Below are 11,815 nucleotides of genomic sequence, written 5' to 3' on the forward strand. Positions count from 1 at the left end.
TTGCTTCATTGCTGGGCAGAGAAGCGAGGTATCCAGCTCGATTACATCCAGCCAGGAAAGCCACAGCAAAATGCCTACGTAGAACGCTATAACAGGACCGTACGGCATGAATGGCTAGAGATGAATGAATTTGCAACCATTGAAGAGGCGCAACTCACCGCTACACAATGGTTATGGATTTATAATAATGAACGTCCGAGCATGGCGCTTGGGGGTATCACGTCAGCCATGAAGTTGGCAGAAGTCTTTAAATTAAAACTCTCTACTGCAGGTTTCTGTTAAAAATGGGGGGATTACCGCAGCAGGCTATCAATTAAGTCGGTCGGCAGGGATTTGGGTATAGTCATTTTTACTCCAAAAAAAGTATATAAGCAGTTTCCTGCTAAATGACCATTTACACAAAATTATTTACATCCCTGATAATATTTTAGTCTGCCGAAGTTGTTTCCATCACAGCTAGAGTTTATTTTATTTTTCTTATTTGTTCTTGCTTGACAATATAGCGCTGTATCATTGCTTCTGTTTTTGCTGATAAGTCTATGAATTCACATCCAACGCGATGATAAGAGTCGCCGCTATGTAATTTCATTGCATATGTGTTTTTTACTTTGATAGTTGTATTAACTATGCCGATTTCAGGGAGTGAGATTTGACAATCCTTATAAATTGTTCCTGGTTCAAGATTGATAGTGGTATGTTGATCAATTGCTCCAATACCACCACAGCTTATGTCGAGTAATGTAATTTCAGCTTTTATAGATTTATCTTCTATAAGAACAGGAATGATACATTTAAGTGGTTTTGTAATTGGAGTAGAAATGCGAAAATTATCTCTTCTTTGAATTCGCAGCAAATATTTTGGAATGTTGACAGAAAAGGCATTTTCCCCTTTAAATTCTGTTTTGCTAATGTGAGTACAGATAAATTCTATTTTGACTTTATTTTGTGTGGTAACAAAGATTAGTTCTTTAGACTGTAGTGCTTGCTGACTTACTTTTTCATTAGCGCCATAGTCTATTATTATTTCTTTTTTATTGACATCTATGGCGAGGATAGATGTGAGGATAAAATTATCACCATGCCCGAAATATAGAGTGATTAACGAATTTGCCTGCATTATTCCACGAAGTATAAAAAGAATATCAATCTCTGAATAAACACGAAAATTTTCATCTTTTTCTTCTTGGGAAAGCTGACTTGGCTCTAGTATTTCAAGCGCTTCAGTTCTTTGATCAGATTCTTGCATTGTTAGTTGCTCCCCAGAATTCTTGGAATTGTCTTTGGGTTAAGGCTATCTTTGGTTAAGCGTTTTGCTCTTTCCTGATCCAAATGATAAAGCCATGCCAATAATCCGGCGACTGCAACATAAAGTTGCGGTGGAATACGCTCATCAAGATTAACTTGCATGAGTAATGAAACCAATTCACTTGATTCATGAACATAGATGCCAGCTTCTTTTGCACGTTTAATAATCTCCTGGGCAATAAGGCCACGACCTTTTGCAACGACTTTAGGTGCTATCTGGCCTTCTCGATAAGCAAGCGCAACTGCGGTGAGATAAGATTCACTTTCCGTCATCATGTTGAACCTCTATTGATTGAATAACTAATCCAGCTGACTGCATGTCAACCGTGAGTGATAATTGGTTATTCTTCAATAAACTAGCAGTTTCTAGTTGTGAAGCATCTAGTTTAATATGGATATCCTGAGAGTCCAATGCAATCTTTGCTGTAATATCTCCAAGTTCTGGCATCGACAAACGTATCTGTGTGTGCCATCGTGTAGCAGGCTCATTTTCTTTGCTACCATGAGATTCCTCATAAATATCCCATTCTATGTGTTGATTCTCCCAGATTTCCCCATGCCAAAATAGATGACCCGTTTCTAGGGTGGTTAATTGTTGTTGTACCAGAGGGATACTCTGAGTATTTACAGGCGTATCAGTGCCAAGCGGAGCAGATGCAATCGATTTAGTAGCAGACATGTCAGTTACCAACATTAACTTGCTTTGAGGTTCATGGTGTAAATTTTCAAGTGTATTTTCTCCATTAATCCATTGTGCCTGATGTGATTCATAGAATAATCCACTTTGAACAATTGCTTTCTGTAATAAACTAGGTAATTCCGTGCTATTTATTGATGCTCTGTTCAGAATTGGAGAGGAACTAGTAATTTGAGCTGTGCCTGATAGTGAGTACTTTAATACATCTTGCAGCAGAATACTAAGAAAGCGTCCAGTGGTGCTGATTGATGCGTTATTTTCGTTGGTTTCTAACGATGTTTCGCTCTGGATAAGAAATTTTAAGCTCGGTTCATGAGATATGAAAATAAGTTCTAGCTTGGTACCAGGTTGGAATTTCTCTGGCAAATACATTTGTAGGAGGCTATCTGCAACTAAAACTCTAGATTTCCCATTGAATAAACGAGCTTCAACTAATGCTTGATATTTCTGATCTTGCTCAAATTGAATAGAAGAATTTTGTGAGTCTGGAATTGCTATTACTGGCGTAACAAGCTTTACTTGATTTAAAGGTGCGATTGAATCAGTTTTGTTGATAGCTGGAATCACGATAGTTTGTTTTTTTGTACTTGTTCAAATGCAACATATCTTAATGGTCTTGCTGTCATATATTGTCAATTGTTTGATATGCTTGCTGAAGATTTCGTGTTCGACCATTAGCACTAAGTATGTCCTGTAATCGCATCATCCAAGGTTCAGTAATTGCTCTAATTTGGGCATCATCATCCAATATTTGATGGATAATTCTTATCTTGTTTTGTAGTAATTCGTTATCTAATATGGGCTCCGGGTCTTCCATTATAAGCATCCCAGTTAGCTGTCTACACTCTTGTTCTAAAGATATCAATTCATCCCATTTTTTATTCTGAGCAGCAGTCAACATTTTACCAGTAGTCGCTAGAATGGCTTTATAAGTCATAATCGTGTGTGCGTTATCCATGCTTTTCATGCCTTTGCTCTTCAGAATTTTATTTAAATTGTGGTAGTTGCTATTGTGGCTTTAGTCCTATTAGACTCTCCAATATCTTTCCAAGCATCATGCAATTCAGATAAAAGTTTATTTACTTCGTTAACTATTTCAAGATTACCCTGAATGTTGGCTACCACTAATCGATGCGTCATGTAATCGTAGAGCGCCTGAAGTTTTATAGCTAAATCACCGCCTGCATTCATATCCAAACTAGCCTTTAGACCGTGATCAATGATCATAATAGCTTTTGATAGCATTTGCCCCTTTTCGGCAATCTCATTGTGATGCATATGCATTTTGGCCTTTGCTAAAGCTTCTTGTGCGCCCTCGAATAGCATTAAAATAAGTTTGTGTGGATCAGCTGACTCAATGCCCGTCTCAACACCAACACGTTGATAGGCCGATATCGCATTACTCATAGTTGCATACATTTAGTAACCCTTAATATGGTGAGTTATTTTATAAATTTTACTAGCTTATAGTAGGTAGCCTGGATAATTGTTGTTGCAAGAAATTGCTTGTCTGCGTCATGCTTGCGAGTGTTGCATCCAGCGCAGTAAACTGAGCTCGAATACGCTTTTCTGTGTCTACGAGCCGTTGATTTAGAGTCTCTCTTTGAGCATCAATATCCTTAATTGAGGAATTAATACCATCAATGCGACTATCAATTAGGCGATCGTCGAGCATTTCTCCTAATAGTTTATTTAATTTTGTAGCAAATCCGTGTGCAAAATCAATGTCCCCTCTAGCGCCTATACCGCCTCCAGTTATTTTGAGAACTAATCCGTTGCTATCAGCTGCGCCGGTTAGCGTTTGACCAGAGCCAGTTGCAGTTACACCATTAATCGTACCTGCCACATCTATGCCACTGGTTTCAACTGGTGTGCCAAATAAATCCAATTTGCCATTGCCACCTGTAATAGATATAGTTGAAGCAGAGCCATATTGATCGGAAGTAATGGTTAGTTTTCCAGCAGATTCACTTAGTGTTACTTTAATGCCTGCGGAAGAGATTGCTGATTCACCATTGACTCTTGATTGAACTTCGGCTGCTAATGATGTAGCTGTATATGTGCCTGCTGCTATTTTTACACTAGCTTTCACACCGTCAATAGTGAGGTTTAACGTGTCATTTACTCCCGTATTGATAGTCAGTGCTGCTGCAGCGCTACCTACCGCAGTACCTTGTGTTGCAATTTGACTGATATTTAGTGAGTATTTACCGTTAGCTGTATCAGGTTTTGCACTGATAAATGATACTAAGCTGTCACTAGTTTTTCCAATTGAAGCAAACAGTGTAGAAACATCTTTTGTTGAATCACTTAGTACTGCGGATAGCTTAGTAGTATCAAGATTAAGTGTGCCGTCTTTCTGAAAAGAAATACCTACTTCTGATAATAAACTTAAACCGCCACCCGCTGTGGTTAATGGATCAGAGATTACACTACGTATTTTTGTCTGAATTGATCGAAGTGTTGAATCACCCGTTAGAATAGATGCTTGCTTCGTTGCCGCATCATATTTTGAGAGGTCAGTAATAGTTTTGTTCAAGTCATTGTAAGATTTAACAAATGATGATACTGCACTCTGGATACTTGCTGTGTCTCGAGATAAATTTAAAGTTGTTGTACTACCCAAGTTTGATTTTAATAAGTCTAACGTGACACCTTCAATGGCATCTGTAATTTTATTGGATGCTTTATTGATCGAGATGCCATCAATAACCAAGGTGGCATTGCTAGCAGCGACAGTTTCAGTAAGGTTTGTTGTACCGCCAGAAGAAGCATCGTAAGCAAGTTGAGATAGCCCTGTATTATCTGTATTACTGGCATCAGTATCGATTGTGGTTATTTTTAAGGCGCTATTTAATCCAGTATCTTCTGAAGCGATTACCAAGCGATTGCCGGCGCCATCATTCACAATACTAGCAGTTACCCCTGCATTGGCCAGATTAATTGTGTCACGGATGCCGGCCAGTGATGAATTGCTGGGAGAGATGGTAATTGATTGCGCAGCCTTATCTGGATTAAGTGTAAATGTGCCATTGTTATAAGTCCCAAATTGTATAGTTATAGTACCGCTACCAATTGTGGTACTCGTGGTTGTAAAGTTAGCAGATTTCAATTTCTGCGATTGTGCAAGTGTTTGAATTTCTAAAGAATGACTTCCTGTTGCTGTAGTGGATGTTGCACTTACATTGGCCAATGTTGTATCGGCAAGATTGGCCGTTATAGCAGCATATTTTGCCGGGTTAGCTAATGCAACGAGGTTATTTTGGAATGAAGATATTGCTCCTTTTAGACTCCCAAAAGCAGTTAACTTGGTTTGCTGTATAGCTTCTTTGCTATCGAGAGACGCTAGAGGGCGGCTTTCCAAAGTCATTAACTGTTTGACAATACCATTGACATCTAAACCCGATCCAATTCCTGGAGATGCAAGCATTTTAAAGTCCCGCCTTTGTATGATGTTCTTAGTTATGCTTTATCGCTAAATAGCAGCCCTTGCACTTTATCCAATGTACGAGCTATTTCAATAGCCTCTTTTGTTGGAATCTGCCTAATGACTTCTTCAGTATGAGCATCCATTACTTTAATGATTGTTCTGCCAGTATCTTCATCAATTGAGAAACGCAAATTATGTGCCAGATTATCTACTGTCTCCTGGATTTTCTGAACAGCCTGTTTGATCTGTTCTTCAGACTCTGGTTTATTACCGATTCGAAGTTGCGTAGTTGAAACAGGTGGGGGGGCAATATCTGTATCAGATATAGACTTTTGAGTGACCGATATTGTTGCCAAAGGCAATGAAAATATACCTGTTCCGTTTAATTGATTAATGCTCATGATATGATTCCTTAAAGTTGAAATGAACGCGGGAATGATTCTTTACAATCCCGCGTGTCATCAGCTTTATTTAGCTCTCTGTATCACTTGTTACGTATTACTTAGCGTAAGAGTGAAAGAACGTTATTGGGTAATGAATTTGCTTGAGCAAGAATTGCTACGCCAGCTTGTTGTAGAATTTGCCCGCGTGTCATGTTGGCTGTTTCAGCTGCAAAATCTGCATCTTGAATTCGGCTACGAGAAGCGGAAAGATTTTCAGAAGAGCTCTGCAGATTTGCAATGGTTGAACTGAAACGGTTCTGAACCGCACCCAGATCACCCCGAGAACTATTGATTTGAGCCAAAGCAGCATCTAATGTTTTCAATGCAACTTGTGAATTAGCTCCCGTAGTCAAGTCTAGGGTGGCTACTGAATTGAAAGAACTAACTGAAGCTCCAAATACAGTAGCGTCTGAAAGGGAGCTGGCAGTTACTTGACCACCCGTACTGGAAAGTTCAACAGTTCCAGTGGCAATTGTTGAATCAGTACCCGCACCGCCTGTTAATGTTGTCGTGGTTGCACCAGACACTACATCAGCCGTTGTAACTGCGCCGGTATTGGCGAAGTCTTGAATCCCGATATCTCTGCCATCGGTGGTGGATAGTGTAATGACCGATTTATCAGTAGAAGTTGCGAATGAGGCGGTGACACCGGTTAAAGATTGTGATCCATTAATGGCGGCAGCCAGACCACTCAAGTCAGCGGTATCGGTAACATTAACAGAGATCGTTTGACCGTTTAAATCAAAGGATACAGTGCCTGCAGAACCTATGTTACCCAATGTGGCGCTATTGGAAGCTGTTGCAGTGATGCCGATATTGGAAGAAGCAGTGTTAATGGCGGCAGCAATATTTTTAGCATCATCACCTGCAGAGTAGCTAATTGCACTGGTTGCTCCTTTATTATTGGCAAGCACTAAAGTACTTTCAGCGCCAACTCCATTGCCCCCTGTGTTATCGGCGCCTGCTGCTGTGGTAGTATTCATGGCAGATCCATTGGTAGTCAGTGAATGACTACCCAAACCAGTAGCCCTTGAATCACCAATTGATGAAATGCTGATGGTTTGGTTAGCATTGGCACCGACTTGGAAATTCTGATTGAGAAAAGAACCATCCAGTAAGTTCGTACCGTTAAACTGAGTTTGACTGGCAACACGGGTTATTTCGGCTGTTAATTGTGCAGCTTCTGCTTGTAGTGAAGCGCGATCACTGGCACTGTTAGTTGCATTGGCGGATTGAACTGCCAATTCTCGAATACGTTGCAGATTGTTACCAATTTCTCCCAGCGCACCTTCAGCAGTTTGTGCCAGTGAGATGCCGTCATTCGCGTTGCGCACAGCCTGATTCAGACCTCGGATCTGTGAGGTCATTCTTTCTGAAATTGCCAAACCGGCAGCGTCATCTTTTGCGCTATTGATACGCAAACCAGATGACAAACGTGTCAGAGAAGTATTCAATGATGTCTGAGATGTGTTTAAATTCCGTTGTGCGTTTAATGAAGCTACATTAGAGTTAATAATTTGTGGCATTTGGGTTCTCCTTTTTAATGACTATGTGTGTTGGCATAATTGCCAGTTCCGTTGGTTTTCCCTGCAATCCAAGAAGGTTTGTAACCGCCGTTGATGCAGTTATCGGACATCATTTTGAAAAGTTTAGGATTCTATAATTCATGTTTTTTGTCTAATGGATTGGTTTGTTTCATTTATTTGCTATAGAAATTATTTCTTTGCAATCAGATTATCTTGTAAAATAAGATAAGAATTCAGCTAGTTAATTGGTACAGTTAATTCTGGTTGGTGGTTTATCGGCTTCAACCTGCAAAGGGCTGAGATGGTCAATGAAGAAAAATTGAAAATATTAATGGTGGAGTGTTCTGAAGAGGATACGGAACGAGTATCGAATATACTCGTTCAAGGTGGGTTTCAATCAGATTGCTTGCGTGTTTCAACTGCCATTGATTTACATGACGCACTTCTGACCAGAAACTGGGACGTGATTCTATCTGATTACGATTTGCCACAGCTCAATGCCCAAGATGTATTGCAAGCCGTAAGAGAGCAAGATTTAGATATACCTCTGATTATTGTATCGAGTCATGTGGGCGAAGAAGCGGCAGAGCACATCATGGCTTTAGGTGCTTATGATTTTGTGATGAAAAGAAATCTTGCCAGACTGGTGCCTGCAATACGACGCAGCCTGCATGAAGTAGAAAATTACCAGCGCTTTATAACTATACAAAATGCATTGCAAAAAAGTGAAACACTATTCCAAGCTATCACATCCAATCTTCCCGGTGTAGTTTTTCAATTCTTGTTAACCGCTAAGAATCAAATTGGTTTTCCTTATGTAAGTGATGCCAGTGAAACGTTGCTGGGATTGCTTCCAAAAAAACTAATGGATAACCCACGGCTCTTTCCGGAATTGATTTTGCCGGATGATAGAGAATCTTATCATCAGTTAATGATGACATCAGCTGAGCAGCTTGCAACTTGGAATTGGGAAGGCTGTATTCAAGTAAAAGGTGATACTGATATCAAGTGGATCAGTTTACGTGCAACGCCCAGAAAAATGACTGACGGTGCGACGATATGGGATGGTATCATGATCAATATTACTCGAAATAAATTGGCTGAGCGTGAGATTGCACGCTCACGTGAGCAATTAGCCGAATTATCTTCTTATTTGCAGAAAGTCAAAGAACAAGAACGTGCTCGAATTGCGCGAGAAATTCATGATGATATTGGGGGAACGTTGACTGCAATTAAATGTGAGCTGTTTCCGTGCATGGATACAACGCTAAGAAAGCCTGAATTTTATCAGCGAAAAGCGAAGTCTGTTGAATGTTTAGTGGACCGAGTCATTGATAGCACGCGTCGAATTTCCTTGGATTTGCGACCAGGTATTCTTGATTGTGGCATCGTAGCAGCTGTTCAATGGCAGGCAAAAGAATTTAGTGACCGAACCGGTATTGCTTGTAAGGTATCCTGTGGAAATGAAGAAATACCTTTGGATTCGGATTTGGCAGTAGCAATTTTTCGTGTTTTCCAGGAAACCCTCACGAATATCTCAAAGCATGCACACGCTTCTCGCGTTCAAGTTAAACTTGTGGAGTTGGATAAGTTGATTCTTCTGGAAATAATCGATAATGGATGTGGAATTACCAATATTGACATGGAGAAACAGGATTCTTTTGGAATTCGAGGCATGCGTGAACGTTGTCAACAGTTAAAAGGGAGTTTTCATATTTCGGGAGATCCGGAAAAGGGTACTAAGGTAACTATTCTTATTCCTACTGACAATTTGGAACAACAAACTGGGTATGTGGTTGGTTTAGAGAGTAAATTAAAGAAAACCACAATTTGACTATATGATAAAAAAAAGAAAGTTGCGTGGTTTTGAGTAGCTGGAGATACACATGATAAGTGTAATGATTGCTGATGACCATGCAATTGTTCGCCAAGGCTTAAAGCAGATACTCAGTGAAACTGATGACATTAAAGTAACTGGTGAAGCAGAGACAGGATTTCAAGCAATCAAGATCGCACGGCAGCAACACTTCGACGTTATGTTATTGGATATTTCTTTGCCGGACAGAAATGGCATTGAAATTCTGAAACAAATCAAGAAGGATATACCAGATCTTGCAGTATTAATGCTCAGTATGCACAATGAGCACGAATTTGCAATTCGTGCATTAAAAGCAGGGGCGGCAGGTTATCTAAATAAACAAAGTGCGCCAGCGCAACTTGTTATCGCTATTCGTCAGGTCGCAAAAGGTGATAAATATGTGAGTCCGGCGGTTGCCCAGGAACTTGCTAACACTATTAACATTGATGCAGATAAGCCGCTTTACTCCACTTTATCTGACCGAGAGTACCAGACGTTGTGTTTTATTGCTGCAGGCAAGACGTTGTCAGAGATATCGGCAGAAATGTTCCTGAGCCCCAAAACAGTGAGTGTCTATCGTGCACGATTACTGGAGAAACTTAAGCTAACGAATAATTCAGAATTAATTCGCTATGCTATAAAAAATAAGTTAGTTGATTAAATGTTGTGCTGATTTTGTTTTAATTGAGAGGGTTTTCATTTTTTTATGTATTTGAATGACATCTATGAATCAAGATAGGAACCTGACTCCTTTAATGCTTGCTCGTGAAACATTGCAGCAGCTTTCGTCACTTAAAATCCCCCCCACTCCTGATAATTATCATAGGGTCTATAATCAGATTGCAGGTAAACCAGAAAACACTATTTCTGAGAATACTGCAAAAATTTTGAAGGAATTAATATCAGAATTTCCACGACATACACCTAATTTACTGAAATATGCCAATGCCTTGGAACAGGCACTGGAAGCTAAGAATTGGTACAAATATAAAGCTACGTTCATTAAGTTTGTTGAAACTGAATTTACCTCAAAAAATAAGCTTAATGAGCTTGATAATAAAGCGCACGAAGCTATTGTTCCATGGGGAAGCATGATAGAAGCTTTATTTAAGCAATTGGAAAGCAATCACGGTGCTTTAACTATTGCCAAAAAACGAGCAGCTCTTAATCACGTGCTCACAAAATTTTCTCAAGATCCAGAGCAGTTATATATCAAGTTGGATGCTTTGATTGATTCATGGATAAAACCCTTAGCATCTTCCCAAGAACAAATTGATAATCTGGAACCAACCTCGCTGTTTGTTCAAAACCAGAGCTCAGATAATGCTGAGCCGGAAAAACAGCATGCCACTGCTTATTTTATCCGCCAATTATTGGAACAACAGGCACAACTGCTGGAAAGCATCGCCGATTCTCAGATGAATGATGCTGTTTTAGCTGAAGAAGCCACAGTGCTTGCACAGCAATTAAGGAAAATTCAAGATGAACAGGAAATGGAGCAGTGTGTTTCCAGGTTTAAACAATTTTGTCTTAAATTAGAATTATTGAGTGAAAATGGTACCAAGTTGCAACAAGGCTTATTGAGGTTACTGAATTTGCTGATAAATAGTACTGGCTATTTATTGTCGGAAGATCCGTGGGTTATGAATAAGATCATGATGTTGCAGGAAGCAATATCAAGTCCGCTGGATCTGCACAATATCGCGCAAGCTGAACATTACCTAGAAGAAATCATCCAGAACCAGAAAATAATAAAACAAAGTTTGAATGAAGCTAAGTCGATCATGAAGCAAATGGTGAGTTCCTTAATTAGTAATATTGAGGAATTATCTGATTCAACAGGTGAGTACCACGACAAACTTGGATATTATTCCGAGAAAATTAATCAAACGGATGACATAAAGATACTCAATCAATTTCTCGTAGAAATCATGCAAGAGACCAAACAGATGCAAGAGAGTGCATCGAATTACCGTAATGATTTTCTAACTGCCCGTGCAGAAGTCAGCTTAGCGCAGAATAAAATTAATCAGCTTGAAACTGAGTTATCAAAAATGTGCGAAAAAGTGCATGAAGATCATCTAACCGGTGTACTGAATCGACGGGGACTGGATAGTGCATTTGAACGTGAAACCTCTCGTGCGATACGCCACCAAGCTCCTTTATGTTATGCACTACTGGACATTGATAATTTCAAACAATTGAATGATACCCATGGTCATAAGGTCGGGGATGACGTATTGGTATATCTAGTTGAATCAGTCAAGAATACGACGCGACCTGAAGATGTCGTGTCACGTTACGGTGGTGAAGAGTTTGTGATTTTACTACCAAACACAAAGCTTGAAGAAGCTGTTGAGGTTCTAGCCAGAATACGGCGCAATTTAACCAAGAAGTTTTTTTTACATGAAAATAAACGCTTATTGATTACTTTCAGTGCTGGTGTTGCTCAACACCAACCAGGAGAGTCACAAGAAAATACTTTTAAGCGTGCCGATGAAGCACTATATCGTGCAAAAAAAGGTGGAAAAAATCAAATACTCATATCTGAGTGAC

The 11,815-nt window shown here is 39.6% G+C and carries 12 protein-coding genes; 4 read left to right on the plus strand and 8 right to left on the minus strand.

The features are described from left to right. On the plus strand, positions 1–282 hold a 282-nt coding region (locus Q0K92_RS09100), incomplete at its 5' end, for a transposase (RefSeq protein ID WP_297325492.1). 181 nt (positions 283–463) lie between these two features. Here the strand turns inward: Q0K92_RS09100 and Q0K92_RS09105 are convergent. The 8 genes from Q0K92_RS09105 to Q0K92_RS09140 form a co-directional block, all read right to left on the minus strand. Beyond that, the gene (locus Q0K92_RS09105; RefSeq protein WP_297325493.1) at positions 464–1,246 is read right to left on the minus strand and encodes a flagellar brake protein; all 783 of its coding nucleotides are present in this window, start codon (positions 1,244–1,246) and stop codon (positions 464–466) included. Positions 1,247–1,248: 2 nt separating this feature from the next. Then, positions 1,249–1,578 carry an EscU/YscU/HrcU family type III secretion system export apparatus switch protein gene (locus Q0K92_RS09110; protein WP_297325526.1) on the minus strand — a complete coding sequence of 110 codons (330 nt, stop codon included), beginning with the start codon at positions 1,576–1,578 and terminating at the stop codon, positions 1,249–1,251. Beyond that, positions 1,565–2,569 carry a flagellar hook-length control protein FliK gene (locus tag Q0K92_RS09115; protein ID WP_297325494.1) on the minus strand — a complete coding sequence of 335 codons (1,005 nt, stop codon included), beginning with the start codon at positions 2,567–2,569 and terminating at the stop codon, positions 1,565–1,567. The genes Q0K92_RS09110 and Q0K92_RS09115 overlap by 14 nt, the downstream gene beginning before the upstream one ends. A 55-nt stretch (positions 2,570–2,624) precedes the next feature. Then, a complete protein-coding gene (locus tag Q0K92_RS09120) occupies positions 2,625–2,969 on the minus strand; it encodes a flagellar protein FliT (RefSeq protein WP_297325495.1) in 345 nt (114 codons plus the stop codon). Between the two features lie 23 nt (positions 2,970–2,992). Further along, positions 2,993–3,421: a flagellar export chaperone FliS gene (fliS, locus tag Q0K92_RS09125; protein ID WP_297325496.1), complete on the minus strand. Its 429-nt coding sequence runs from the start codon at positions 3,419–3,421 to the stop codon at positions 2,993–2,995. Between the two features lie 40 nt (positions 3,422–3,461). After that, the gene (gene fliD / locus Q0K92_RS09130; protein WP_297325497.1) at positions 3,462–5,432 is read right to left on the minus strand and encodes a flagellar filament capping protein FliD; all 1,971 of its coding nucleotides are present in this window, start codon (positions 5,430–5,432) and stop codon (positions 3,462–3,464) included. 32 nt (positions 5,433–5,464) lie between these two features. Continuing rightward, on the minus strand, positions 5,465–5,833 hold the full coding sequence (locus Q0K92_RS09135; protein ID WP_297325498.1) for a flagellar protein FlaG: 369 nt from the start codon (positions 5,831–5,833) through the stop codon (positions 5,465–5,467). Between the two features lie 101 nt (positions 5,834–5,934). Next, positions 5,935–7,401: a flagellin gene (locus Q0K92_RS09140; RefSeq protein ID WP_297325499.1), complete on the minus strand. Its 1,467-nt coding sequence runs from the start codon at positions 7,399–7,401 to the stop codon at positions 5,935–5,937. Between the two features lie 301 nt (positions 7,402–7,702). Here Q0K92_RS09140 and Q0K92_RS09145 point away from each other — a divergent pair, with 301 nt between their 5' ends. The 3 genes from Q0K92_RS09145 (at position 7,703) to Q0K92_RS09155 (ending at position 11,814) form a co-directional block, all read left to right on the plus strand. Further along, on the plus strand, positions 7,703–9,235 hold the full coding sequence (locus Q0K92_RS09145) for a histidine kinase (protein ID WP_297325500.1): 1,533 nt from the start codon (positions 7,703–7,705) through the stop codon (positions 9,233–9,235). Between the two features lie 52 nt (positions 9,236–9,287). Continuing rightward, positions 9,288–9,920: a response regulator transcription factor gene (locus Q0K92_RS09150; RefSeq protein ID WP_297325501.1), complete on the plus strand. Its 633-nt coding sequence runs from the start codon at positions 9,288–9,290 to the stop codon at positions 9,918–9,920. A gap of 64 nt (positions 9,921–9,984) precedes the next feature. Next, on the plus strand, positions 9,985–11,814 hold the full coding sequence (locus Q0K92_RS09155) for a GGDEF domain-containing protein (protein ID WP_297325502.1): 1,830 nt from the start codon (positions 9,985–9,987) through the stop codon (positions 11,812–11,814). Position 11,815 lies beyond the last annotated feature (1 nt).

The organism is Nitrosomonas sp. (genome assembly GCF_024282095.1).
In the GTDB taxonomy this organism is placed as follows: domain Bacteria; phylum Pseudomonadota; class Gammaproteobacteria; order Burkholderiales; family Nitrosomonadaceae; genus Nitrosomonas.